Genomic DNA, 26267 nt, shown 5'->3' on the forward strand with positions numbered 1-26267 from the left:
TATATGATTGAAGCTGATCGCTTAATTGCTCCAGAAAATCCAGTTTTCAAAGACGAAGACGTGATTGATAGAGCAATTCGGCCAAAAAAATTAGCCGACTACGAAGGACAACAGCATGTTAGCGACCAAATGGAAATTTTCATTAAGGCCGCGCAGTTGCGAAATGAACCGCTTGATCATTTGTTGATCTTTGGCCCTCCAGGCCTAGGTAAAACAACGCTCGCCAATATTGTTGCCAATGAAATGGAAGTGAGTATCCGAACAACGTCTGGACCTGTATTGGAAAAGGCAGGAGATTTGGCGGCATTGCTCACTAACCTTGAAGAAAACGATGTCCTGTTTATTGATGAGATACACCGACTGAGCCCTATGGTTGAAGAGATCTTGTATCCTGCTATGGAAGATTATCAGTTGGACATCATGATTGGCGAAGGCCCAGCAGCACGTTCAATCAAGATCGATTTACCCCCATTTACCTTGATCGGCGCGACCACAAGAGCGGGCTCGTTAACGTCTCCGTTACGTGATCGCTTCGGTATTGTACAACGCCTCGAATATTATAAAATTGCTGACTTACAACGTATTGTTCAGCGAAGTGCAGCCTGCCTAAACCTGTCTATGGAGCCTGAGGGAGCATTAGAGATTGCGCGTCGTGCCCGAGGAACGCCTCGAATTGCCAACCGCTTATTGCGCCGCGTACGTGATTACGCCGAAGTAAAAGGTGATGGCCATATTTGTTCTGATATTGCCGATAAAGCCTTGAATATGCTCGATGTCGATCATCAAGGATTTGATTATATGGACCGTAAACTTCTTTTGGCCATTATGGAGAAGTTTTCAGGCGGCCCAGTTGGTTTGGACAACTTAGCCGCAGCCATTGGTGAAGAAAAAGACACCATTGAGGATGTGATCGAACCGTATTTGATTCAACAAGGCTATTTGCAAAGAACGCCGCGGGGAAGAATTGCTTCTGACCGTGCCTATTTGCATTTTGGTGTTGATAAGTAATCAATGTAAACGGATTGGGCAATAAACGTCAGCGATTATGGTAAACGCTCCGCAATGTTAACCGTGCCCATCGACGATAAATAAAAAATTACTTTTCAATTTTACACCTACTAATCGGCATGCCGTTGATATGGCGCGGCATGCTGATGTTGCTGAATAGTAAACAGTGACTCATTCGATCTGAGCATGTTGTTGGCTATAACCCTTACCACTAAAGGGTTGCTTACGCTTTACTGCCGTACTGGCCCATTCCCCAATCTCGTTACAAATCCACGCTAAATTTGATCTGTGTCATTGTGAGCAAAGATCGTACAATCAACTCTTTGTCTTTATTGATGTAAATCAAAGCACGCCAGCAAATAAACCTTTTGAAACTGATTCAATTTACCAGTAATATTAGCCGCAGCTATATTAGCGCAAGCTTAACAAATAACTAACCATTAGGGTACATATTCGCAACAAGGATGATGCTAAGTCTCAACAAGTTTAATGTAAATTAAACAGTCATCCTTGTCGCTTAATATAGAACGTGTCGTTCAGCCGACACAAAAGGAGTTACCATGATAGACGTAGTGGAGCTGTCGCGATTGCAATTTGCACTCACGGCGATGTATCACTTCTTGTTCGTTCCATTGACACTCGGTATGGCGTTTCTTCTCGCTATAATGGAGTCTCTGTACGTAATGACCGATAAGCAAATCTACAAGGACATGACAAAGTTCTGGGGTAAGCTGTTCGGGATTAACTTTGCACTTGGTGTTGCCACCGGTTTGACCATGGAGTTCCAATTTGGTACCAACTGGTCGTACTATTCACATTATGTGGGTGATATTTTTGGTGCGCCACTCGCCATCGAGGCCCTTGTTGCCTTCTTCCTAGAGTCCACTTTTGTCGGTCTTTTCTTCTTTGGCTGGGATAGGCTAAGTAAGCGTCAGCATTTAGCCGTAACATGGCTAGTTGCACTGGGTTCAAGCTTTTCTGCTTTATGGATCCTGGTTGCGAACGGTTGGATGCAACACCCTGTAGGTGCTGAGTTCAACTACGAAACCATGCGTATGGAAATGGTGAGCTTCGCTGATGTGGTATTGAATCCGGTTGCTCAGGTGAAATTTGTTCACACCGTGGCATCTGGTTACACCGCAGGTGCGATGTTCGTTCTAGGTATCAGCTCATACTATATTTTGAAAGGCCGCGATCTAGCATTCGCTCGTCGTTCATTTGCTATCGCTGCTTCTTTTGGGATGGCGGCTATCCTGTCTGTTATCATCCTAGGTGATGAGTCTGGCTATGAGTTAGGCGACGTTCAAAAAGTGAAACTGGCGGCAATCGAAGCTGAATGGCACACCGAACCTGCTCCAGCCGCATTCACCCTGTTTGGCCTGCCAAATCAAGACGAAATGCATACGGACTTTGCCGTCAAGATCCCATACGTGATGGGCATCATCGCCACGCGTTCTCTTGATACAGAAGTGACGGGCCTACGCGACCTACGTGAAGAACACGTTGACCGTATTCGTACCGGTATGTACGCCTATGAGTTGCTTGAAAAACTTCGCGCCGGTGACCGCAGTGACGAGAACCTTGTTGCGTTTGATGAAGTAAAAGAAGACCTCGGCTATGGTCTCCTACTGAAGCGTTATACCGATCAAGTGGTTGATGCGACGGAAGACCAAATTCAAGCAGCAGCGGATGACTCAATCCCGACCGTTTGGCCGTTATTCTGGTCGTTCCGTGTGATGGTAGCGTGTGGCTTTATCATGTTATTCATCTTTGGTGCGGCATTTGTTCAAACGTGTCGTCAAAAGATCACCCAAAAGCCATGGCTTCTAAAAGCCGCGCTATTTGGTATGCCACTACCTTGGATTGCAATTGAAGCCGGTTGGTTTGTCGCAGAGTACGGTCGTCAACCATGGGCGGTGGGTGAAATCCTTCCTACCCACGTAGCGGCGTCCGCATTAACAATGAGTCAATTATGGACCTCGTTGTTCGCCATCATAGCGCTCTATACCGTATTCCTTGTTGCTGAAGTTTACCTCATGGTGAAATTCGCACGTAAAGGACCAAGTAGCTTGAAGACAGGCCGTTATCATTTTGAACAAAATGGCGACTCGGCTGAAGATAAAGTTAATCGACAAGTCGAAGCGTAAGCAGGGAGAAATAGAATGTTTGATTACGAAGTCTTACGATTTATCTGGTGGATACTAATCGGCGTACTACTGGCTGGTTTCGCTATCACCGACGGTTTTGATATGGGTGTGGGCGCACTTGTCCCATTCGTAGGAAAAACGGATACGCAGCGTCGTGTCATGATTAATTCCATCGCTCCGCACTGGGATGGCAACCAAGTATGGTTGATCACCGCGGGTGGTGCACTGTTTGCCGCTTGGCCATTGGTCTATGCAACGTCGTTCTCTGGTTTCTACTTAGCCATGATCTTGACGTTGGCAGCACTTTGGCTACGTCCTTTGGGCTTAGATTACCGCTCTAAAATCGAAGATCCAAGATGGCGTAATACTTGGGATATCGCCATTTCAATCAGTGGCATTGTCCCGCCGATTATCTTTGGTGTGGCATTCGGAAACCTGTTACAAGGCGTACCGTTCCAGCTGAATGAATTCATGATGTCGACATACCACGGTTCATTCTTCGGCTTGCTCAACCCGTTTGCATTGCTATGTGGTTTTGTTAGCTTGTTCATGATCATTTTGCAAGGCTCTACTTGGTTGCAGATGAAAACCACTGGTGAGGTACATGACCGAGCTCGCAGTATCGCTCAGGTTATGGGTCTACTCGTTGTCGGTGCCTTTGTTGCAGCAGGCTTCTGGATTCAAAACATTGATGGTTACGTAATTGTAAGTAGCCTTGATACAGGCGCAGCGTCGAATCCTCTCAATAAAGAAGTAGTACGTGAAGCAGGTGCATGGATGGCGAACTTCGAGAAGTATCCATTGCTTTGGATTGCACCTGCACTAGGCGTGTTCATGCCATTACTCGCGGCGATTGCTTCTCGTTTTGAAAAATGTGCGTTTTCGTTCATCGCTTCAAGTCTAGCGAATGGCGGTATCATCTTTACCGCAGGGTTTGCTATGTTCCCGTTTGTGATGCCAAGCAGCCTGAATCCAAGCAACAGTTTGACAATGTGGGATTCAACCTCAAGTGAACTGACGTTGAACTTGATGACTGGGGTTGCGTTTGTCATGGTACCGGTGATTCTTAGCTACACCGCTTGGACCTACTACAAAATGTTTGGTCGTCTTGATGACAAGTTCATCGAAGAAAACAAAAACTCACTTTATTAAGGAGCACATAGAATGTGGTATTTTGCTTGGATTTTAGGTGTTCTTCTAGCGTGTGCGTTCGGCATCATTAACGCATTGTGGCTAGAACACAGTGAAATGATGGACAAGGACAGTGAGTAGTCTCAACGAGCAGGTTGCGAACCTTCACCAGTGGCTCGATAAAACGTGGTTACGCGTTATATCATTGGTACTCGGTTTTGGTCATGTTGGAATATTCATGTGGCGACCGGATGCGTACGCAGAGCAAATCGGTGGCTTTCCATCGGGCTTAGGGCTGGTTTTTGTCTTTGCCCTATGTTCCAGCATGGTATATGGCGTTGGTTTTAAACCAAGATTCTGGCTTTGGCAGATCGTCTTTAGCCCCTATATACCGCTCACTGTATTGAGTTACTTGACGATACTGTACGTTAGTTAAAAAACATACGTTAGTGACTAAAGCCGTCAGTTAGGAAAAAGCTCGAGCATTCGCTCGGGCTTTTTGTTTTTTGGCATACCGTTTTTATTGATAAACCACACCAAACGGACACTTTTGGTAACAACTTAATCAGTTGAGTGTAAATTTTCGCACTTTATCCCAAATTTCTTGTCAGCAGTAATAACAATCATATCCACTTAGGCTATATTAGGGCGTTGTTGTTTATAGGAAATTATCAATTTGATTGACTTACCATCGTATTTTGAATTCCCGGTCACCGTGTATTACGAAGATACCGACGCGGGAGGCGTGGTCTACCATTCCAATTATTTGAAGTTTTTTGAGCGCGCACGTACCGAGCTACTGCGTAGTATCGGCGTGAGTCAAAATGTCTTACTAGAAGAGCATATTGGTTTTGTCGTTCGCCACATGGATATCGACTTTGTTCGAGGTGCTCGATTAGATGCTCATCTCACCGTCAAAACCGTTGTTTCAGAATTTAAACGCGCCTCATTAACGTTTCAACAAGAAATAGTCGATGCAGAGGGTGTGACATTCGCGAAGGCACTGGTTAAAGTGGCATGTATTGATAATGTTAAAATGAAGCCGAAGGCAATACCTTCGTCAATCTTATTGGAGTTAAAACGTGAACGCTGAAATTTCGTTTTTGGATCTTTTTCTACAAGCCAGTTTGCTTGTAAAGCTTGTCATGATGATCTTGCTGGGAATGTCGGTCGTGTCTTGGGCTATGATCATCAAGCGTAGTAAGGTTTTAACGCAAGCGACCAAAGCCTCGGATGTCTTTGAAGACCGATTCTGGTCGGGTGCCGATTTGTCGGTGATCTACCAAGACGTGAAGAAACGTAAAGATGAACTCTCAGGAAGCGAAGAGATCTTTTACAGCGGCTTCACTGAATTTTTAAGATTAAGACAATCTAATTCAGATTCGCCAGCTTACATCATGGAAGGGACTGGCCGTTCTATGCGTGTTGCGGTGGCTCGTGAGGTGGATGATCTTGAGGCAAACCTACCATTCTTAGCCACCGTGGGTTCTATCAGCCCGTATATCGGCTTATTTGGTACTGTTTGGGGCATCATGCATGCCTTCATTGCCCTTGGTGAAGTTAAGCAAGCAACGCTCGCAATGGTGGCACCGGGTATCGCTGAAGCATTGATTGCTACCGCGATGGGACTGTTTGCCGCTATTCCAGCCGTCATGGCCTATAACCGTCTGAGCACAAAAGTAGGTAAGCTAGAGCATAACTACGCAACGTTCTCAGAAGAGTTTTACTCAATCCTGCACCGTCAAGCGATGGCCGGTAAGGAACAGTAATGGCAGGTTACCAACGTAAGAAAAGAAAACTGACCGCAGAGATAAACGTTGTCCCCTACATCGATGTGATGTTGGTGCTGCTGATTATCTTTATGGTGACATCACCTTTTGTTACTCAAGGGGTGGATGTGGAATTGCCAAAAACGTCAACGGCGAAGCCTGCGTCTGATCTTGCCGGCGATACCGACGCGAGCTTTATTATTGTTGAAGTGGATCGTGATGGAAATTTTGGCCTTAGTGTCAACAACGAAGACGTACAACGTGGTTTAAGCCTGCAAGACATAATCGTCAGGGTGCGTGCAGAATTGTCCATTAATCCTAATTCGCCAGTGGCTGTGGGCGGCGATGCCGCAACACCCTACGCCGAAGTGGTTTTGTTATTAGATGAGTTGAGTCAAGCAGGGATACCTAAAGTAGGCCTGTTGACCGATATCAGGGAATAGTCATCGCAGCAGTATGAAGAAAAATAATAAAAACAACGCCACCCGTTACGGAAAGCCGATTGCCATTTCTTTATTGGCGCATGTGATTTTGATTGCGGCACTGCTTTTGGGTACGGATTTTACAATGGAAGAACCTGAGCCTGCGGGCATGGTTCAGGCTGTTGTCATTGACCCTGCGCGAGTTCGGCAGCAAGCTCAAGAAATTCGCAAGCAGCGCGAAACGGCCTCAAAGAAAGAGCAAGATCGCTTAGATAAACTGCGCAGAGAAAGTGAGCAGCTTGAAAGAAATCGTAAAGCGGAAGAGGAGCGCATTCGCACCTTGAAAGCGCAACAAGCTAAGCAAGCACAAGCGACACGTGAAGCTGAAAAACGCGCTAAGCAAGAAAACGAACGTGCAGCCAAAGCCGAAGCAGAAAGAAAAACTCAGGAAGCGGCAGTCCGCAAGGCCGAACAAGAACGTCTTGTCAAAGAAGCCGCGATTGTTAAGGCTGAGCAAGAACGTGTTGAGCGAGAAAAAGCCGCACAAGAGGCGCAAGAAAAAGCTCGTCGTGAAAAAGAAGCGGCAGAGAAAGCTGAGCAACAACGCATCGAAAAAGAAAAGGCAGCCAAAGCCGCGGCAGAGAAAGCACGTCAAGAGCAAGAACGTTTGAAGCAACTTGAACGTGAGAGGCAAGAACAAGAAGCCGCAATGAATGATATTTTTGCAGGGCTTGAAAGCGAATCTGAGTTAAATACATCAGCGCGCTCACAGCATGTGACATCTGAGTTGCAGAGAATGGGGGCGATTTACACCCAGCTTATTCAACAAAAACTGTTGCTTGAGGACAGTTTTCGGGGAAAGCAATGTCGAGTTAATTTGAAGTTGATTCCTGCTGGTAATGGCGCTATTGCTGGTGAGGTAAAGGTACTCGATGGGGACAACCGATTATGCGCTGCAACAAGAAGGGCGATTACGCAAGTAGGAACCTTCCCGCTTGCGAAAGAAGCCGATGTAAATGCACAACTTAAGAACATCAATCTGACCGTCGTTCCAGAGTAATAAGGAAGAGCTCGTGATTAAGCGAATATTAATGGGAATGGTATTGTTGTTTAGCGTTACCACGCAAACAGCCAATGCCGCTTTAGAACTTGTCATTACCGATGGTATTGATTCCGCACGTCCTATCGCTATTGTGCCATTCAAATGGGCAGGCGAGGGTGAGTTACCGCAAGATGTGTCGGGTGTTATTTCATCCGATTTACAGCGTAGTGGTAAATTTAGTCCGGTTGCGACCAGTAAAATGCCGCAAACGCCTTACGATGCGGCTGACATCAACTTTGAGTCGTGGACACCGATCGGTGTCGATTCATTGCTGACCGGCACCATAGTCAAAAAAGCCGATGGTAACTATGAAATTAGCTATCAACTGGTTGATGTCGTTCGTGGTCAATTAACTGGTGGTCAGTCTAAAGCGTTAAGCGACGATGGCCAGTTGGTCCTGTCTAATGACCATGTATTATTTAAAAAGAAAGCGACCGTTCCGGCCAACCGTTTACGTGAATATGCGCACCGTATTGCCGATTTGGTCTACGAAGAGCTGACGGGTGAGCGTGGTGCCTTTTTAACACGTATTGCCTATGTTGTTGTCAACGATAAAGACCAGTACCCGTACCAAATGCGTATTGCCGATTACGATGGTTACAACGAAAAGCTCGTGCTTCGTTCAAAGCAGCCATTAATGTCTCCAGCATGGTCACCAGACGGCAAGAAGTTGGCGTATGTGAGCTTCCAAAATGGTCAAGCTGAAATCTTTATCATGAATATCTATACCGGTAAGCGTGAAAAGATAACGTCATTCCCTCGTCATAATGGTGCGCCAAGATTCTCTCCTGACGGCAAGTCGCTGGCGATTACGTTATCAAAGACTGGGCAACTGCATGTATATACGCTCAACCTAGAAACGAGAAAACTTCGTCAAATAACTAGCGGTCGGTCAAATAATACAGAACCGTATTGGAAACCAGGTGGAAATTCCCTTATTTTTACGTCGGATAGGGGTGGTAACCCTCAGATTTATGAAGTAAATTTGTCCGACGGTAAAACAAAACGAATCACATGGCAGGGTAGCCAAAACCTTGGTGGGCAGATCACCCCCGATGGTCGTTACCTCGTGATGGTCAATCGCTCGAACACGGGCTTTAATCTTGCTAAACAAGACTTAGAAACGGGTTCAGTACAAATCCTCACGAAAACACTGCTGGATGAGTCACCAAGTATCGCGCCAAATGGCGGCATGGTGATATATAGCTCCATTTATAACAAGACTAACGTTCTTTCAATGGTTTCAATTGATGGACGATTTAAAGCTAGACTACCGGCAACAAATGGGCGTGTTCGAGCGCCTGCATGGTCACCGTTTTTATAGCAAATAAATTTTAGGTTAAGGAAAAAACAATGCAACTAAACAAAGTTTTTAAGGGTTTGCTAATCGCACTACCAGTTCTTGCTATGACGGCTTGTAGCTCAAGTGACGACGCCGCATCAACAACAGGTTCAGAAACAACAAATCAACAACAAGAAACAACCGTTGTAACGCCTATTGACCAAAGTGCACAGCTTTCTGAGCAAGAAATGAAAGAGAAAGCACTTCGTGAAAATCAAACTATCTACTTTGCGTTTGATAACTCAACGATTGCTGGTGACTACGAAGACATGCTTGCGGCTCACGCGATGTACCTAAGCAAAGATGCAGCGCTTAAAGTGACTATCGAAGGTCATGCCGACGAACGTGGCACGCCTGAGTACAACATCGCACTAGGCGAGCGTCGTGCACAAGCTGTTGCTAAGTACATCCAAGCACTGGGTGTTCAAGCAGACCAAATCTCTATCGTTAGCTACGGCGAAGAGAAACCATTAGTTCTAGGTCAGTCTGACGATGCATATGCAAAAAATCGTCGCGCAGTTCTAGTATACTAATTTAAAAACGGCCACTGAGGGTTTAACCTTTATGACAAGTAACATTAAGCGCGCAGTTACGCTTACGTTACTAGCCGGCGCAGCGAGCTCAGTGCTCGCTGCGAAAGCACCGGTTACCGACTTGAGCACTGCAACATCATCTTCGGCGACGGTGGCTTCTCTTGCATCCGCACACGCTGCGACCAACGAGACCGATATTCAACGTTTGGAGCGTTTGCTTCAAAACCGTAATCGAGTGCAAGCGCAGATGCAGCAGCAACTCGATGAAATGACACAAGAAATCGCAACGCTTCGTGGTGAGCTAGAGCGAAACAGCTATAACATGGATCAAATGTTGCAGCGCCAGAGAGAGCTCTTTATCGAAATTGATAAACTTCGCTCACAAGGCAGCACTGCCGCCGTGGTTGCACCTGCGGGCAAAGCCGCAGAATCAACAGGGAAGTTTAGTACCGATGTTGATGAGCAAACCGCCTACCAAAACGCGGTTGATTTGATCCTTAAGAAGCGTGATTACGCTGGTGCGATTGCCGCATTTAAGCAGTTTCAAACCGATTACCCTGATTCGACCTTCGCACCTAATACGCATTACTGGCTAGGCCAATTGTATTTTGCTAAGCGTCAAGACAGCGAAGCAGAAGCCAGCTTCAAAGCGGTACTGTCGTTTAAAGAGTCTAATAAGCGCGCCGATGCGCTGGTAAAACTAGGCGATCTCGCAAAACGTGGTAATAAAGCGGCGGAAGCTAAAAAGTATTATCAGCAAGTCGTGGATGAATACCCAGCTAGCTCTTCTGCTAAAGTCGCCCAGACTAACCTGCAGTAAGGCATAGTGACGCGAGTTCGTGAGGAGATTTTTTTATCCCACACGCTTGCCACTTCATTACTTCCAGAAAAAGAGAGCTCGATTGAGCTCTCTTTTTTCATCTGCCTTTTTTGATCTACCTTTGAATGCGTCTGGTTTGTTTGTCATCTATTGGCGAATCAATAGATAAGCATGCCTTAATTTTGTCCTTGGGCTCAGTTCCGTGTACAATACTCGGATTATTTGGAAGTAGCATAGAGCCCGCTATGAGCCACATCTTAGATTCGATTGATACAATATACCCATTCCCTCCTAAGCCCGTTCTATTAACGGACCAGGAAAAGCAGCAGCACATATCAGCAATCAAAGCATTGTTGATAGAAAAAGACGCTGTGCTTATTGCCCACTATTATACCGATCCTGAAATTCAAGCATTAGCCGAAGAAACCGGTGGTTTTGTTGGTGATTCGCTTGAGATGGCCAAGTTTGGTAACCGTCACTCTGCATCAACCCTTATTATTGCTGGTGTGCGTTTTATGGGAGAATCTGCAAAGATCCTAACCCCTGAAAAACGTATCTTGATGCCAACGCTTGAGGCGGAATGCTCACTAGACTTAGGCTGTCCTGAAGACAAGTTTTCAGAATTTTGTGACGCTCACCCTGACCATACGGTAGTGGTTTACGCCAACACGTCAGCGGCAGTTAAAGCGCGCGCCGATTGGGTGGTGACCTCGAGTATCGCACTCGAGATCGTTGAGCATCTAGATGCGGAAGACAAGCCGATCATCTGGGGTCCAGATCGTCACCTTGGCTCGTATATCGCGAATCAAACGGGTGCAGATATGCTGCTTTGGCAGGGTGAATGTATCGTCCACGACGAGTTTTCTGCAAAAGCACTGAAAGACATGAAGTCGGTGTACCCTGAAGCGGCAATTCTTGTTCACCCAGAATCGCCAGCCAGTGTGGTTGAGTTAGCGGATTGTGTGGGCTCGACGAGTCAGTTGATTAAATCCGCCAAAGCACTGCCGAATAAGCAGCTTATTGTGGCCACCGACAAAGGCATCTTCTTTAAGATGCAGCAGTTGGTCCCAGAGAAAGAACTTATCGAAGCGCCGACTGCTGGCGCTGGCGCGACCTGTCGTAGCTGCGCGCACTGTCCTTGGATGGCGATGAATGGTTTGAAAGCGATCGAGAGCGCCTTGGTTGATGGCGGAAAAGAACATGAAGTCTTCGTTGACGAAGCCGTTCGAGTGAAGTCACTGATACCGTTAAACCGCATGCTAGATTTTGCTGAGCAGCTGCAGATTCAAGTGAAAGGCAACGCTTAGCGCGCTAATCACATAGAATCGTTAATTTTATTAAAAACCAGCCTTTTGGCTGGTTTTTTCATATATGCTTAATAGCAATACCCACGAATAGAAAGGAATGTTGTGGTCATTTGGTTACAGCTAAGAAAGTGGTTTCATTCTCACTTGTTCGAGCTCAGGTTAAAAAGCCTTGCGCTCATACTTGGGCTTTATGTTGCCTTATCTTGGATACTGCTTTGGGGCAGTGGAGAAGCGGATCTTACCGTTCCTTTTTCTCAGTTTATCTATTTTATGATTGTCACGGCATCCACGGTTGGTTATGGCGATCTGTCACCGACGACCGAGGCTGGACGGTGGGTGACGGTACTCTTTGTTATACCGGGAGGCTTGAGCCTTTTTGCCGCACTCCTCGGAAGGTTGGCGGCGTTAGGGTTAGATTATTGGCGTTCAGGACAGTTAGGCAGAAGGACAGTAAAAGTGGACCAACACATTTTGATATTAGGCTGGAATGGCCAAAGAACCATGCATTTAATTCGAATGCTGCAACATGAAGAAACTGGGCGTCGGCCAATCGTATTATGCAGCCGTTCTGATATTGAAAACCCATTACCTGGAGAAATTGATTTCGTCAAAGTGAACAGCTACACCGACGGAAGGGAAATGGAAAAAACGAACATCGAACAAGCCAGCTGTATCTTGATTGATAACCCAGAAGATGACATCACCTTATCTGCCGCATTGTATTGCGCGAACCGAAATCCGACCGCTCATCTGCTGGTCTATTTCAAAGATGAAGCACTGAGTGAGTTATTGAGCCAACACTGTCCTAACTCGGAATGTATCCCAGCCGTGGGGGCTGAGATGCTTGCTAAAGCGGCTGTTGATCCTGGATCAAGTGCTTTGCACCAAGAGCTATTAAGCTCTACGCGAGGTATGACGCAATATTCAACCCGTTATCCGAATGATGCCACGGAGACAACGGTTGATACCTTATTCCACTGGATGAAAAAAGACTATCAAGCCACGCTCATTGCGATTGATTCAGGTACAGGCATTACATTGAATCCGGATTTAGAACAGCCGATTCAAGCGGGTTGTAAGCTGTTTTATATTGCCGATGAGCGTATTGATAGCTTTTCTTGGCATACCATCCAGTAGCCCTAGTACTTGCTTAGAAGCTTGCTTAGATGCTCATTTAACCACCGACCGCGACGCCTGCATTGGTGTTGGTTCCGGACCGATAGCGGCAAGTAATATTTAGGCTTAAAATATAGCTTGATACAATAAGATATTCTGTTTATTATGCGCGCGTTTTTCTAATGAATGAACGTTCATTCATTGAGTCTAGGAATGCTTTAGGTTATGCGCGCACTTTCACTTACGTTTTGTTTATCTTTGCTCACGACTGCCTTGTCTGCTCAGGCTGCTGGTGATGCACTCGTGATCCCGTCTTATGCACAACTTGAGGTGGATAAAGACGCCATCGAGTTTGAGTCGGATGTGAATAAAGCTCAAGAAGTGGTTCAATCTTATGACACGGCGGTCAATCGTTTAAAAAAAGAACCCGATAGCGATCGCTACGCAGACACCATTACCGACCTAAAGTATGGCAAACGGAACTACCAAGAAATTAATGGTATGCCGATGTTTAGCTTTCTTGGCGGCCCAGCTTATACGCCAGAGCAAGGGCTTGTTCTGGCGGCGGGTGGACTGTATTCCTTTAAAACCGATCGTGACCAAGAAGATTTGCAACGTTCCGGCTTATCAATGTTCCTTATCGGGAACTACGTGGACTCTGAAACGGGTTATGGGCTACGAGCCAATCACAATTTGTTTTGGAACAATAACGATATTCAGTTTCGTGGTGCATGGGAAGCCGGATCTCAAGGCAAACACTATTGGGGTGTGGGCTACGATGACGCGCAAGATTTTGAGTTTGGAGAAACCACTCAATATAAAGCCACGGTTAATAACTACGATGGCGCGTTGATCTTCAGAATGGTCGACAATTGGTTTGTTGGTCCGTCAATCCGAGTGAACTATTTTAAGCCGACAACGGATCCAGATTCCGCCATTCTAGACAGTAATTACAATGAATTTAAAGACAAGCCATTTACTTGGGGCTTGGGCGCGACACTGCAATACGATAGCCGCGATGTCGTGGTGAATGCGTGGAGTGGCTCACTATTTCGAGCTGAGGCATTAGCATTTAGCGAAGCGTTAGGCAGCCAAGCTGAGTACCAAAAGCTGAACGTCGACTTTCGTCATTACTACAGTATTGAAGAGGGGCGAGTGATTGCGGTTCTCAGCCAGTATCAACAGGCGTTTGGGGACGTTCCCTATTATGATATGCCAGAGTTGGGCGGCGCTAACTCGATGCGAGGCTACTATCAAGGGCAATATCGCGACCGAACCACGGCTGAGGTGACGGCAGAGTATCGTCATACCTTCCGTCGTGATAATGGCGCGCTCTCCGCGCACGGCATGACAGTGTGGACGGGTGTTGGTGCGGTGGGTGAGGCCGTTGAGGATTTATCAGGCCATGCCATTTTGTCTTACGGGATGGGTTACCGATACGAACTGCAGCCTAGAATGAACATACGACTCGACTTAGGTATGGGAAAACACGGTTCGGCGTTTTACTTTAACTTTACCGAAGCCTTTTAACGCTATCCGCGAAAGGTCGGTGGAACGTACCGGTCGTGCTGAGTACGCTCAGAGTTTTTTAGTGGTTAAACCGAAGGTAAACCAAAGACTGATTAGGTGACAACGGCTGTAAAAAAGCCTCGGTGAATTGCCGAGGCTTTTTTGTCGTCGCGACGATGACTTTTCAATGCTTAGGCAAGCGATTAAAGATATTAAAGCTGTGAAAGCGAGTCAAGCGCCGTTAGGCCTCTATTGCTGCTCAGCCAACATCGCGCCTTTTTGTGTAATGCCACAAAGCATGACAGGCATAGCGTTGTATATCTCTTCGAACTGCTCTAACCCTTCGATTCCTTGCGCCTGAAGTGTCGCAATCGACGTTTCAGGGTCAAACAACATACTCAGAGACAGCAAAACACCCCCAAGCAGCGCATTATCTTCACTGTCTTCTGGCATCAGCACTTCCCAATCGTCACGAGCGAGCTGCCAGCCTTGGAGAACGCCTTCGCAGAAATCTTTGGTCTGTTGCGTCACGATCTCTTCTTCATCGAGCTGACATGCTTCAGGCCACTGCCATTCACCGTCTAAAAGTGCCGGACGGTATTGATTCCATAGCTCGATGACCGCGTGAGCATAAGTCTCAAGCTGTTCACCGGACGTAAACGGTGCCACCTCGTTGCCTCCCCATAGGAAAGGTAACCACTCTTCTGGTGGTAGCGTATGAGGAGCTGAAGCCATTGAAGTAATAAAACCTTGAGTTTGCGCTTCGTTCAAGAGTTTTCCGTCAAGTTCAGGAAGGGAAAGTATGTCTTTTAATTCCAAAATGATTTACCGTTAAGACGCAAATGATAGCCAATAGTATCAAGCTATCGCTGAGTAGATCTATCGCTTCGTCGAACTATCTATTAATAAATCGCTCGATGCCTATTAGATACCGGATTCCCTCTAGATGCCTGATACCCTCTAGATACCTGATACTCTCTAGATATTAATAGAAGAAAGGATTGCTTCTCACGCTATGTTGATTCGAAAGTCTTTAAAGAAAAAAAGTATCGTTGCGTTGACGATCTACCTCGCGATCTTTCTTGCTGTGTTTGGCAGTATTGCTTATTGGGCGGTGGAATCGCCAGTAAGAGAAAAGCTCGAAGAAAACCTAGATATCAAAAATGAGTTTTTAGCGTCCGAGATTTCAGCGCCTTTACATAGCTCAGCTGGCGTACTGAAAAGTATTGTCGGTATTGGGCAAGCAATTGAAGACACACATTCACTCGATGTCGCGTTACGTCAAATCTTTAAGCTAAATGAAGGCATTGTGGTGAGTGGCGGATTGTGGCCAGAACCCTACTCTATTGACGACCATGTGAGGCTATCGAGCCTATTTTACAACCGAACCGCACAAGGGGAGGTGGATAAAATAAACCTGTGGAATAACCCAGAGGCCGACGGCTACAATGTTGAGCCGTGGTACACATCGGTCATAGGACAACCGGCCAATACAATTGCTTGGTCCGAAGTGTATATCGACCCTTATACCCACGTACAAATGATCACCGCTTCATCGCCTTATTACATCGATGATAAGTTTGCTGGTGTTGCAACCGTTGACTTGTCCTTAGATAACCTCATTCGCTTTGTAAAACGTAAGGCGCAAGAACGTGACTTAGGCATTGTCGTCAGAGACGCCAACAAACAAGTCATCACCGAATACAACTTTCGTGTCAGTCGAGACATCTACACCAGCAAGCGTACCTTCGGTGACTTTGATTGGCATCTAGAAGTCGTCAATGCTCGTCACCTCGTTGCCGATCAGGTTTTTGATATCGTCATGAGTGTTGAATTAGGCATTCTGCCGGTCTTGCTTGCGTGTGTGATGTTTGGGTATTACTTGATCAATCAGTATTTGATCAAGCCGATCACTATCATCGCAAAGAAAGCCGATGCTTCTCGTCAGGGCGGCAATATTGATATGCGCTACGAAAGCCCCGATGAGATTCGTTACCTTATTGATTCGTTTAACCAAAAGACGGTGTACCTAGAACAGGAACGGATTAAGGCCCAAGCGTCGACACAAGCGAAAACCGCCTTTCTTGCCACGCTTTCCCATGAGATTCGTACGCCAATGAATGGCGTGTTAGGCACCGCGCAGCTATTGCTCAAATCAGAGTTATCGATAGAGCAGCGCAAGCATCTAAAAACACTCTACGACTCTGGCGACCATATGATGGTGCTGCTTAACGAAATCCTAGATTATTCGAAGATTGAGCAAGGCCATCTAGAGCTAGAACGTATTCCTTTCCCGCTGAGCTCCATCATCGGTAGTATACACAGCGTCTACCATACGCTGTGTAACGAGAAAGGGCTGACCTTTAATGTCCATTCCGATGTAGACGATTCTCGCTGGTATGAGGGTGACAAGGCTCGCCTGCGCCAAGTCTTGTTTAACTTGCTCAACAACGCCATCAAGTTCACCCCTGAAGGGAAGGTCGACGTCTATTTTTCTGAACAATTGCAGCAAGAACCGCAGCAAAATAAAAACATCTTGAAGATCACGGTAGTGGATACTGGCATTGGTATCTCTCCTCAAGCACAACAACGGATATTCAAACCCTTTGAGCAAGCTGAATCCAGTACGACACGCCGATTTGGAGGCACTGGTCTGGGACTCGCCATTGTTCGCGAGATTGTGCTGGGTATGGATGGTGACATTGTACTCAAGAGCGAAGAAGGGCAGGGCTCTTGGTTTGATATCTCTTTACAACTTGACTGTTGCGAACCTCAAAGTGATGCTATCCACGTTGAACGCAAAATGGATTACAGTGGATTGAAGGTCCTTATCGTGGAAGACAACCGCACGAATACCATCATTATTGAGGCTTTCATGCGCAGGAAAGGGTTTAGCACGTTCAGCGTCGTTAATGGTGAATTGGCCCTTTCGGCCATTACCGAGCAGCGATATGACCTCGTGCTCATGGATAATCACATGCCAGTCATGGACGGCGTTGACGCTATCGCTGGTATTCGAGCCATGGATAGTAGCGAAAAAGACACGCTGATATTCGGTTGTACCGCAGACGTGTTTAAAGAGACTCGAGAGCGCATGTTAGGGGCAGGGGCAGACGTTATCATCGCTAAGCCGATTGATGAGCTCGTCCTTGATGACGCCTTGTACCAGCATGCCAAGAAGCTGTTTCAGTTCCAAGGTGCATTGCCCGTTAAAGCGTCGAGCAACGCCTAATATGTTGTTGCCCAAAACAACAACTTTCATCCATTAATGTATCCATCTTGTCTACCTTTGTTCGGAAGGTAGGCAGCGCGTCTTTTCATTCACTCGTACGCTCCGCTATCGCCTCCGTCTCATCCCTCAGGCTTGGACTGAACCAGCTATCCCTACCTCGTCATTAAATTACTTATTCAAGTCGATAACTCACTGAATGCGGGCGGTATTTGCAAGTAATGTAGGAATATTACGGAATCTAGTGATTATCTCTAACTTAGTACTGAAAAATGGTGATTAATTTACCTGCTAGGTAAAAATACGGTATGTAAAACTACTAATATGGTGATTTAATAGCGCACATAACTGGATGGTTAGTTTGATCTGGTTTATTGGTTTGATATTTGTCTATTACATTAGTTTTTTATTCTGTAGGAATTGAGCGGTGAAACCTAAAGCCCCTTTTTGCATTCGCAACGCAGCAGCAGATACGTTCGCGATGGTAGTATTTTGTTTTGTTTCTGGCATGTTGATCGAAGTGCTGGTGTCCGGTATGACATTTGAGCAGTCACTTGCCTCACGTCTACTGTCTATTCCAGTTAACATTGCTATTGCCATGCCTTACGGACTTTTTCGTGATTGGGCATTAAAGCAAGGTGCAAAAGTGTCTGGTTCAGGCTTTATGAAAGCGGTCGCCGACCTTATTGCCTACGTTGCCTTTCAATCACCCGTGTATGCCGCTATCTTGCTCACGGTTGGCGCGTCGACGGACCAAATCATCACCGCCGTGTCGAGCAATGCCGTTGTATCGTGTGGGATGGGTGTACTTTATGGCTACTTCTTAGATTCTTGCCGTCGCTGGTTCCGAGTTCCCGGTTACCATCAAAGCATCTAATCGACGAACATTTGATCGAATTAATCATAAAGTAAGCAAACAATTAAAAAAGAGCGCTTTTTTCCAAGTTTAGGGTTGACCAATACACGGATAATCATTAAATTAGCGCCTCGTCAGCACGCAAGGCTGACAACAAAACGGTGAGTTGTCCGAGTGGCTGAAGGAGCACGCCTGGAAAGTGTGTGTACGGCAACGTACCGAGAGTTCGAATCTCTCACTCACCGCCACATTCTTAAAAAGAGACGCCTTTGGGCGTCTTTTTTTATGCCTGTAAGAAAATTCTGTTTATTTACATCCAGTAACCATCTGTAGCATCTCATCATTTGCGCTATCGCGGCCGGTATAGTTAAATCCCCCGCAGTTAGGTTTAGTGAAGTATTAAGAGGTAGCCTGTGAATAATTTTAAGTGGAATGCATTTGGTGTGTTAACTCGAGTAGAGAAAACAGACACCATGGTGTTTATTGAAAATAGTGCAGGGAACGTGCGTAAAATGAGCGTGAAACGCTATAAAGACACTGCCGATGTTGTGTATGAAAAAGCACAAAACCTATTAGGGCAGAGCGTAACTATACGAACCAGCCAAAACACCAACAATTGGAGTGTCGATGAGTGGTTTAGTGAGATTGCGCCAATATGAGTGAGCTAGAAACATTACTCTTAGGCACCATCGCGATCCTATGTATGCTATTTGGCTACCTCGCACACCGGCAAAATAAGCGCATCGTAATGCTGGAAAGTGCCCTAAACGAGTCATTAACGCAAACCTCTTCTGCGGCCATCCAAACCCAGTATCCGACGCCACCGCTCGATTGCCCTCGGCAAGCCCTGTTTGAGGCATGCATCGATGTAGTGACCCAACATGAACCCGACGACTTTGCGTACTCAGTAAAAAAGGTGTTTCCAGAGCATTTTCAATTTCGCTTCGCGGTATACGGCACCATGGTTGATGACTTGAGTTATTTCCTAGAGGTCAACACCGCTAATAGGTTGGTACTGCTTAGTATGAATGGGCAGAGTGTGAGTACTTTTATGAATGTTGGGGAGTTTAAGGAGTGGCTTCGGTAGTGCTCTTGTGATGGTATGAGATAAGTATTGAGTTGTGTGGTCTATATCACTAAATGGGTTGGATTGGTGTGGTTTTATATGCGAATGTAGATGCTTGTTATCTAAGAGTTTTACATGGTATGAATCAACAGCAATTCGATGAGATTAATAGCCTCCGTCCATTTCCAACTCAAGCAGAGCTGGAAGCATCAGTTAATCAGCTGGGTGACAGGGCAGAAGTCTCAGCCCTTTATGAGCAAATAATGTCTGATCTGCACAGCCATTCTTATTATGATTGTGACTCTTGTGATAACCATATAAGCCCGAATGAGTCTAGAAAAAGAATAAAGCTTAAGATCCTAAGTAGAGTTCCTCAGTTAGCACTGTTTTTAAAAAACATCCACCCTGGTGCAGCACATCAAGTAGAAGCTTTAAGCGTTCTTCGTGATGAGAAAGTTGATTTTGGTAATATCTCTGATTTTAAGCGCGATTTACGAACTCGTCATGAGGAGCGATGGACTAGAGATCTACGTGAGGTTTCGCGTAATAATGAAACCCAAGGTGGCGTTTCTGTTTTGGGTTCGGTATCAGAGGAGCTATTAAAGCGAGCAATAAGGACTGTATCTCAGAGTGAAGATATCTTTCAGACAAATCAAGATGATACTAAATCCTATGGCGACTTTGTTCTTATGTCGCTTCCTAATAATCTGTGGTTTTCTGTTAAGTCGGGATTCTCTCGAGAAAGGTTGCTTGCTTCTGGTTTTTCCAACGATCTTGTCGGTGTAGGCTTTTTTGAAGAGCCAGCAGAGTTCATTTCTCAGCATAAAGTCAGGAACTTTAAAAAAGCCGGCTTCTTGGCTATTTACCTTCCTGATGTTGCTGTGACTGAAAGGCAGCATAATCGAGATACTTCAACATATCGCGAAGTTATGAGCTTTTACGGGCGAGTAGGTAATGTGGCACCGCTTAATATTAACGGTACCGAATTTTTCCGACCGCTGTCTAGGCTAGGGGATGATATTCGAAAGTTACTTGATGTTGAATTGCAACGAAGAAGCACTTTAAAGTTCTAAAAAATAAGCCCCAAACAATTGGGGCTTATTTTACTTAGCTAGTTTGCTTTTTTTCTGCGAGTTGAAGCGCTTTTGCGTTGTTCAACGTTGTCACCATTTGCTCAGCAACAGCATGGATCACATTCATACAGACAGAGTTACCAAATTGCTGGTAAACTTGGTTTTGAGATACTGCATTTACGTTAAATTCTTTTGGGAACCCTTGTAACCTAGCGCACTCTCGAGGAGTTAGCTTGCGAGGGTTTTTATTCAAATGGCTTTGGTCAATTAGGATCTCAGAACCATCTTTATAGTATCTGGCACTAATGGTATTGGTGTACTCGCTGTCTTCGTTAAACAATGAATAACCAAATCCGTTGCCTTTAGTTTTGTGTCCTTCTTTCCTTTTTTGGTGTCCTTCCCAAAGTCTATCTGAAATAGTAAAACGGTCTTTCTTGTGTTCCTCAAAGTCGGCTTTAAGCTCATGTTCCTTTTGAAGGATAGTCCCTACTCGTGTCGGCGTTTTTGGTGGTGTTGGCCAAGCGAATGCCTTATCAAAGTCAACATCTGGGTATTGGTCTTTGTCAAAACCGATGATAAAAATTCGTTCCCTATTTTGCGGGGCCCCAAAATCACCAGCTCTCAACACGCGAACATTAACCCAATAATTTAGTTTTACAGCTAAAGCGTGGCGAGCTTCCTCACTCATCGGGATGTCATCAGGGAGCAACTGCTCATTCTTACCTTGCAAGATATCCAAGATCATTTTAAGTGTGCGGCCTTTGTCATGCCCTCTTAACTGCTTTACATTTTCAAGCAGAAAAGCTTTTGGTCGCTTCTCGGTAAGAATGCGTTGTACTTCAAAGAACATGGTACCGCGGGTATCACTAAACCCCTGCCCTAAACCAGCTTGAGAAAAGGCTTGGCATGGAAAACCACCTAGAAGAATCTCATGATCTGGGATGTCTTTTGCTGAAATTTTTGTAATATCGCCTTTTGGCATTTCACCATAATTGGCCAAATAGGTTCTTTGAGCAAACTTGTCCCACTCTGAGGTAAATACACAATGGCCACCTAATTGTTGGAAAGGATACCGAATACCACCTATGCCAGCAAAAAGATCGATGAATCGAAAGTTTGAGTGTTCTATCTTGTCTTGCTTTAAGGGAGCTTTAGCATAAAAGTCTTTCAAGTCACTTTCTAGGTTTACGATTTTTGCCCACTTCAATGGTGAAGGCGTGTGTTCGCCAGCCTCCCAGCCTCGGATTGTTCGTTCGCCATCTTTCCCTAAACCAATCAAATTTGCTAGTTCACGTTGACCTAGTCCATGTTTTTGTCGTAACTCTTTGATATAGTTTGATGTATTCAATTTGTGCACCATATTACTTATTTTAGTATCCGGTTTTTGCCCCGGTAATGGCGTAACTGTATATATAGACATAGTAAAAAGCAAGAGTTATCCGGTTTTTGACCTGGTATATATGGGATATGTAAATGAACTACTCAATTAACGATGGTGTTGTCGAACAACACGGTAATAAAGTCGCGCCAGAGTTGGTGTTTAAGCTAGGGAAATTTACGGCCTTAGCCGACGGTAACAATACCGACTTCGTTGTTTCCAAACGTCCTGCTCAAATACAATTTATCTTTGAACTTTCACCTGAGCCCACTTTTACTTTGAGGTATAGAGGGCAGCCTCTAGATGCCCAACAGACTGCCGCGTTAGTTAGTTGTGGCTACTTTATCTTAGAGAACTCACGAGTGTGTTTTGTTAGCTCAAGAGTGGCTGAACATTTGGATGTGGCTTTTGGTCCATCATCATTGCCTAAACTGATAAAGCTGCTTCGTGCTCTCTTTCAAGAGGGGCTGATTGCCGAAGTACCTACCGATTTAATAGAGCGGTTGAGAGTAAACCGAGCTGAGCAGTCTCATCACGAGAAACTATTTGTTCGCACACTGTACCCATACCAAGAAGCTGGCGTGAACTGGCTAAGCTTTTGCGTTGAAAACTCACTTGGCACAATTTTGGCCGATGATATGGGACTTGGGAAAACGGCACAAGTTATCGCTTTATGTTGTGATGTATTAGAAAAGGCACCGAATAGTAAAATTCTCATCGTTGTTCCCAACCCGTTATTAGATAACTGGGTACGTGAGTTTGGTTTTTTTGCTCCTAGCATTACCCCTTATCTCCATTATGGAAACCAGCGCAGAGGGATTGCGTCGGCATTCGATGGTAGTAATGTGATTATTACCCCTTATACGACGATGTCATCGGATATCACTATGTTTGAAGATGTGCACTTTGACCTAGCGCTATTTGATGAAGCTAGTATGTTGAAGAACCCAAACTCAGGTCGCTCTCTCTCTGCTAGGCGTTTAGATGTTGGTGTTACAGTCGCCATGTCAGGTACCCCTGTAGAGAACAGTCTAATGGATGCATGGTCTTTAAGTGATCTCGTTTTTCCTAGTTTCCTTGGCTCTCAAAGCAACTTCAAAAAGACTTACGTTCACACTGACATATCAGAGACGTTAAACAAAAATCTCGAAGAGTTAGAAAGTAGTCTTCGCCAAATTACGTTACGCCGACTGAAAAAAGACGTATTGAAGCAACTGCCTGAAAAATTAGATATCCACACAGCGGTATCGCTGGGCGATAAGGAAGCGGCATGCTATGACTCAATAATTGAAGATATGAAGAATGATGCTAAAAGTGGTGGCGGAGGAATTCTTCCTTTGATCAATAGACTTCAGCAGTTTACGGCGCATCCAGCGCTAATCGACCCGTCGATTGGCAAAGACGTAAGAAGCCTTCGAACACACAGTGCGAAATTTGAACTTCTCACTCTTCAGCTTGATAACATAGCCAACGCAAATGAAAAGGTGATTATTTTTGCGACTTTCCAAAAGGCAATTGATCTCATCCAAGGCGCAGTAAAAGAAAGATTTGGGTTAACGCCAGGTGTGATTGATGGCAGAACGCCGAATGAGGAACGACAGCCATTAATAGATAGTTTTTCCACATCCAAAGGGTTTGATGTGTTACTTTTGCACCCAAAAACGGCGGGGATGGGCTTAAATATTACGGCCGCAACGAATGTTATTCACTACTGCCGACAATGGAACCCTGCTCTTGAAGAACAAGCAACAGCTCGAGCCTGGAGAAACGGCCAGGATAAGGTCGTGAATGTGTATTACATGTACTATGCCAATACTATCGAAGAAAAAATTGATGAAAGGATTCGGCTAAAACAGCAGCTCAGTGAACGGGTTGTTTCAGTTACAGATGATAAAGAAACAGACAAGCAAATCATGCTTGCTTACTTGGAAACATTAGGATTATGAGTCAAAAGATAGATTTACTCGAAGAAGATGACTTTCGTCCGTCTGCGGCTCGTTTAGTCGAGAGCTTACGAGATACAGGCTATAGCAAAGAAGCGGCTTTTGCTGACATCATTGATAACTCTATTGCAGCGAATGCAACCCGAGTTGAAGTTGAACTTCAATATATGATGGGAGAGTTCAGAGTGATCATTACCGATAACGGTGATGGCATGTCAGAAGAACAGCTTAGAAGTGCGATGCGGTACGGCTCACCAAGGCGAAATAATCCTAAGTCATTGGGTAAGTTTGGTATGGGACTAAAGACAGCTTCAACCGCATTTTGTCGCCGATTGGTGGTGTTATCACAGCAAAATGGCGCTAGTTCTGGTCGTGCATGGGACATTGATAAGATTATTGCTTCTGATCGCTGGGAGCTTGAAACCCCAGATAACAATGAGTATTACGACGACTATGAAGCACTGTCTGAGTTTTCAGAAACCAGTGGCACAATGATCATTTGGGAGAACATTGACCGTTTAGTTAAGGCGGGCAGTGAAAAACAAATGCGAGAGCAAATAAGATCTCTTGGTGAAGAGCTATCTTTGGAGCTTAGCGCCGTATTTTTTAAATTCTTAAAGGCTGAAGAAGTTACCATTTCCATGAAGGTTGGTGATGCGCCAGCAGTTAAACTAATCGGATGGGATCCTCTTTGCTCGGATTTAAATCGCTCTGGTGAGGGCGCTCGCTCTCGAGTGTTAAAAGAAAAAGCAGTATCTGTAGAGCATCAGGGGCAAAACCTGTCCTTTACGGTAAAAGGTGGCGTTATTCCATCTCAAAATGACCTTGATGCAGATGAAAGAGACTACGTTCGCTATAGCCTTGATAATCAAGGTTTATATATTTATCGTGAGGGCCGACTTATCTGGCATGATGGCTGGCCTCATCGGATGTATAAGAAAGAAAGTAAGATCACTCGCCTTAGAGTCGAGCTTAATTTCACCCATGAACTAGATGATGTATTTAGTATCGACTTTAGAAAAAGCCGAGTCATTATCCCCGTAGAGGTCCGAGAGGAACTCAAACGACTGATTGCACCATGGAGACAAGAGCTTCTTAAGGGCCAAAATCGATTGGTTGCGGCGAATACAAAGCGTGCACATGGCCCTGCAGACAAGGCTATTGATAAGCACAAGAAACACACTAAAAACTCAGAGATCAAAGTTGACGGTGACACGGTCACTATTCGAAATCAGAATCAAATGAAGCCGACCGTGATAGAAGGCATCCGCGTTTATGACGATAAAACGGTTCGTGTCCATGAAGAAGACTCCTTGCTTGGTGATGATTTGTGGGAACCATCATGTGATGAAGAAGGCAATACTTGCGTTACGTTAGGCAAGTCTCATCCGTACTTTCACAAAATGTATAACGTTTGCAAAGATAACGTTGAAGCGATGAAGGCTTTGGACATGTTGTTGTGGAGCTTATCAAACGCAGAGCATGGTGAGTTCTCTGAAGCAAACCAACACACATTAAAAGGGTTTCGTCAAAAGGTAAGCCAGACATTACGTTACTTGAGTATTGAATTACCGGATGCGGAGGAAGACGAGTGAGTTATCAATATGATTTATCGGATTTTAAACGTTACTTGAACGATAAAAACACGAAATGTCGAGTAGATGGACTGATTTTTTGGCAAAACAGAATCCCTTTACCTATTGACTTGTTCAACCGAATTTTTAACGAATCTGATCAAGTCGTGACGGATTATGTGTATCAAATCGCAGCAAGTGCGATTGTGTTTAATCAGAGTGAATCTTTTGAAGAAACGTTCAGTGTTGAGATAAAAGATTTACCCAAAGGGGACTTAAAAAAGCAGGCATTTGCTTTGAAAGACTGGCTTCGAGAACGTTTAACCCCAAGTTCTGCGATAACCCGTATGGCCTATGAAATGGCAGATATCTTAGGGCTTGATGGTTTTGAATTTTCTAGCGATAAAGTTGCTGAGGCTTTGCAACATCAGGGGAAAAAATACGCAAGAATTTTCATGCCAAAAGAAGTTCGAAGAGAGTTTGACGTTATTTCAGGCTGCGTTGATGTCGGCCAAGATAATACTGACATGTTCGGTAATATCATCGCTGATCGCTACAACATCTATCGTTCGGGTTTCAGTGATGCTTTGGCCTTCATATTCAATGCTCTATTAGAGTTCCGAATTCTTTGCTCTGGCCGTGGTGAACACTTACAAAAAATTCGTGTTATGGCACCACTTATTGAAGATATTGATGTACGTATTGGTAAAACATCAGATGGTTCGCTTTGGGAGCCTGGCTACGAAGATGATCACTACATCACGCTAAATAGCGAGCATCCTTTAGTAAGAAACTTATCAGGAAGCGAATCAAAACCTTTGGCTGAGTTCTTGTTTTTCCTTGGTGAGTTTGAAAATGGGCAGTTTTCAGAAACGAATAAAAAGCTCATTGAAAATCTGCGCCAAGAAGTTTCACGTAGCTTATGGATTAAGCACGACTAAC

The 26267-nt window shown here is 45.1% G+C and carries 25 protein-coding genes and 1 tRNA gene; 24 read left to right on the forward strand and 2 right to left on the reverse strand.

Annotated elements, in window-relative coordinates; translation table 11 throughout:
• Window positions 1-3: 3 nt before the first annotated feature.
• From ruvB to AB4405_RS11595, 15 genes are all read left to right on the forward strand, one after another.
• Window positions 4-1008, forward strand: a complete 1005-nt coding sequence (gene ruvB / locus AB4405_RS11525) for a Holliday junction branch migration DNA helicase RuvB (RefSeq protein ID WP_102471420.1) — start codon at window positions 4-6, stop codon at window positions 1006-1008.
• Between the two features lie 560 nt (window positions 1009-1568).
• Window positions 1569-3155 (forward strand): cytochrome ubiquinol oxidase subunit I, encoded by a 1587-nt coding sequence (gene cydA / locus AB4405_RS11530; protein WP_102471421.1) that lies wholly within the window; start codon window positions 1569-1571, stop codon window positions 3153-3155.
• A gap of 15 nt (window positions 3156-3170) precedes the next feature.
• Window positions 3171-4307 carry a cytochrome d ubiquinol oxidase subunit II gene (gene cydB / locus AB4405_RS11535; protein WP_372060869.1) on the forward strand — a complete coding sequence of 379 codons (1137 nt, stop codon included), beginning with the start codon at window positions 3171-3173 and terminating at the stop codon, window positions 4305-4307.
• Between the two features lie 12 nt (window positions 4308-4319).
• Window positions 4320-4427 carry a cytochrome bd-I oxidase subunit CydX gene (gene cydX / locus AB4405_RS11540; RefSeq protein ID WP_000270284.1) on the forward strand — a complete coding sequence of 36 codons (108 nt, stop codon included), beginning with the start codon at window positions 4320-4322 and terminating at the stop codon, window positions 4425-4427.
• The gene (gene ybgE, locus AB4405_RS11545; protein WP_372060870.1) at window positions 4420-4722 is read left to right on the forward strand and encodes a cyd operon protein YbgE; all 303 of its coding nucleotides are present in this window, start codon (window positions 4420-4422) and stop codon (window positions 4720-4722) included. The genes cydX and ybgE overlap by 8 nt, the downstream gene beginning before the upstream one ends.
• Window positions 4723-4956: 234 nt before the next feature.
• Entirely contained in the window at window positions 4957-5379 is a 423-nt protein-coding gene (ybgC, locus tag AB4405_RS11550) for a tol-pal system-associated acyl-CoA thioesterase (RefSeq protein ID WP_372060976.1), read from the forward strand.
• Window positions 5369-6055: a protein TolQ gene (gene tolQ, locus AB4405_RS11555; protein ID WP_102471425.1), complete on the forward strand. Its 687-nt coding sequence runs from the start codon at window positions 5369-5371 to the stop codon at window positions 6053-6055. The genes ybgC and tolQ overlap by 11 nt, the downstream gene beginning before the upstream one ends.
• Window positions 6055-6498: a protein TolR gene (gene tolR / locus AB4405_RS11560; protein ID WP_372060871.1), complete on the forward strand. Its 444-nt coding sequence runs from the start codon at window positions 6055-6057 to the stop codon at window positions 6496-6498. Before tolQ ends, tolR begins: the two co-directional genes overlap by 1 nt.
• Window positions 6499-6511: 13 nt before the next feature.
• The gene (tolA, locus tag AB4405_RS11565) at window positions 6512-7537 is read left to right on the forward strand and encodes a cell envelope integrity protein TolA (RefSeq protein ID WP_372060872.1); all 1026 of its coding nucleotides are present in this window, start codon (window positions 6512-6514) and stop codon (window positions 7535-7537) included.
• 31 nt (window positions 7538-7568) lie between these two features.
• Window positions 7569-8903, forward strand: a complete 1335-nt coding sequence (gene tolB / locus AB4405_RS11570) for a Tol-Pal system beta propeller repeat protein TolB (RefSeq protein ID WP_372060978.1) — start codon at window positions 7569-7571, stop codon at window positions 8901-8903.
• Between the two features lie 29 nt (window positions 8904-8932).
• Complete coding sequence (pal, locus tag AB4405_RS11575; RefSeq protein ID WP_102471429.1) at window positions 8933-9454, forward strand: peptidoglycan-associated lipoprotein Pal; 522 nt, start codon at window positions 8933-8935, stop codon at window positions 9452-9454.
• Between the two features lie 31 nt (window positions 9455-9485).
• Window positions 9486-10274, forward strand: coding sequence for a tol-pal system protein YbgF (gene ybgF / locus AB4405_RS11580; protein ID WP_372060873.1), 789 nt, complete (start codon window positions 9486-9488; stop codon window positions 10272-10274).
• 245 nt (window positions 10275-10519) lie between these two features.
• On the forward strand, window positions 10520-11581 hold the full coding sequence (gene nadA / locus AB4405_RS11585) for a quinolinate synthase NadA (protein WP_372060874.1): 1062 nt from the start codon (window positions 10520-10522) through the stop codon (window positions 11579-11581).
• A 102-nt stretch (window positions 11582-11683) separates the two neighbouring features.
• Window positions 11684-12718 (forward strand): potassium channel family protein, encoded by a 1035-nt coding sequence (locus AB4405_RS11590; protein WP_372060875.1) that lies wholly within the window; start codon window positions 11684-11686, stop codon window positions 12716-12718.
• A gap of 204 nt (window positions 12719-12922) precedes the next feature.
• Window positions 12923-14227, forward strand: coding sequence for a BamA/TamA family outer membrane protein (locus AB4405_RS11595; protein ID WP_372060876.1), 1305 nt, complete (start codon window positions 12923-12925; stop codon window positions 14225-14227).
• Between the two features lie 228 nt (window positions 14228-14455).
• Here the strand turns inward: AB4405_RS11595 and AB4405_RS11600 are convergent, their stop codons facing one another.
• Window positions 14456-15025: a UPF0149 family protein gene (locus AB4405_RS11600; protein WP_372060877.1), complete on the reverse strand. Its 570-nt coding sequence runs from the start codon at window positions 15023-15025 to the stop codon at window positions 14456-14458.
• 196 nt (window positions 15026-15221) lie between these two features.
• On the opposite strand from AB4405_RS11600, the gene AB4405_RS11605 reads away from it, so the two are divergent.
• The 6 genes from AB4405_RS11605 to AB4405_RS11630 all read left to right on the forward strand — a co-directional run bounded on the left by AB4405_RS11605 (window position 15222) and on the right by AB4405_RS11630 (window position 20430).
• Window positions 15222-17438 (forward strand): ATP-binding protein, encoded by a 2217-nt coding sequence (locus tag AB4405_RS11605; protein ID WP_372060878.1) that lies wholly within the window; start codon window positions 15222-15224, stop codon window positions 17436-17438.
• A 424-nt stretch (window positions 17439-17862) separates the two neighbouring features.
• On the forward strand, window positions 17863-18312 hold the full coding sequence (locus AB4405_RS11610; RefSeq protein ID WP_102471436.1) for an L-alanine exporter AlaE: 450 nt from the start codon (window positions 17863-17865) through the stop codon (window positions 18310-18312).
• A 139-nt stretch (window positions 18313-18451) separates the two neighbouring features.
• Window positions 18452-18539 (forward strand) — tRNA-Ser (locus tag AB4405_RS11615).
• 165 nt (window positions 18540-18704) lie between these two features.
• The gene (locus AB4405_RS11620; protein WP_372060879.1) at window positions 18705-18950 is read left to right on the forward strand and encodes a hypothetical protein; all 246 of its coding nucleotides are present in this window, start codon (window positions 18705-18707) and stop codon (window positions 18948-18950) included.
• Entirely contained in the window at window positions 18947-19378 is a 432-nt protein-coding gene (locus AB4405_RS11625) for a hypothetical protein (RefSeq protein ID WP_372060880.1), read from the forward strand. Before AB4405_RS11620 ends, AB4405_RS11625 begins: the two co-directional genes overlap by 4 nt.
• Window positions 19379-19497: 119 nt before the next feature.
• Window positions 19498-20430 carry a hypothetical protein gene (locus AB4405_RS11630; RefSeq protein WP_372060881.1) on the forward strand — a complete coding sequence of 311 codons (933 nt, stop codon included), beginning with the start codon at window positions 19498-19500 and terminating at the stop codon, window positions 20428-20430.
• 34 nt (window positions 20431-20464) lie between these two features.
• On the opposite strand, the gene dcm is transcribed toward AB4405_RS11630, so the two are convergent.
• Entirely contained in the window at window positions 20465-21787 is a 1323-nt protein-coding gene (gene dcm / locus AB4405_RS11635; RefSeq protein ID WP_372060979.1) for a DNA (cytosine-5-)-methyltransferase, read from the reverse strand.
• A gap of 116 nt (window positions 21788-21903) precedes the next feature.
• On the opposite strand from dcm, the gene AB4405_RS11640 reads away from it, so the two are divergent.
• From AB4405_RS11640 to AB4405_RS11650, 3 genes are read left to right on the forward strand one after another with little or no spacing between them, the layout of a single operon-like run.
• The gene (locus AB4405_RS11640; RefSeq protein ID WP_372060882.1) at window positions 21904-23754 is read left to right on the forward strand and encodes a DEAD/DEAH box helicase; all 1851 of its coding nucleotides are present in this window, start codon (window positions 21904-21906) and stop codon (window positions 23752-23754) included.
• Entirely contained in the window at window positions 23751-25346 is a 1596-nt protein-coding gene (locus AB4405_RS11645; RefSeq protein ID WP_372060883.1) for an ATP-binding protein, read from the forward strand. Before AB4405_RS11640 ends, AB4405_RS11645 begins: the two co-directional genes overlap by 4 nt.
• The gene (locus tag AB4405_RS11650) at window positions 25343-26266 is read left to right on the forward strand and encodes a hypothetical protein (RefSeq protein ID WP_372060884.1); all 924 of its coding nucleotides are present in this window, start codon (window positions 25343-25345) and stop codon (window positions 26264-26266) included. Before AB4405_RS11645 ends, AB4405_RS11650 begins: the two co-directional genes overlap by 4 nt.
• The last annotated feature ends 1 nt before the right edge of the window (window position 26267 follow it).

This window comes from Vibrio sp. 10N.261.51.F12, assembly GCF_041471725.1.
Taxonomy (GTDB): domain Bacteria; phylum Pseudomonadota; class Gammaproteobacteria; order Enterobacterales; family Vibrionaceae; genus Vibrio.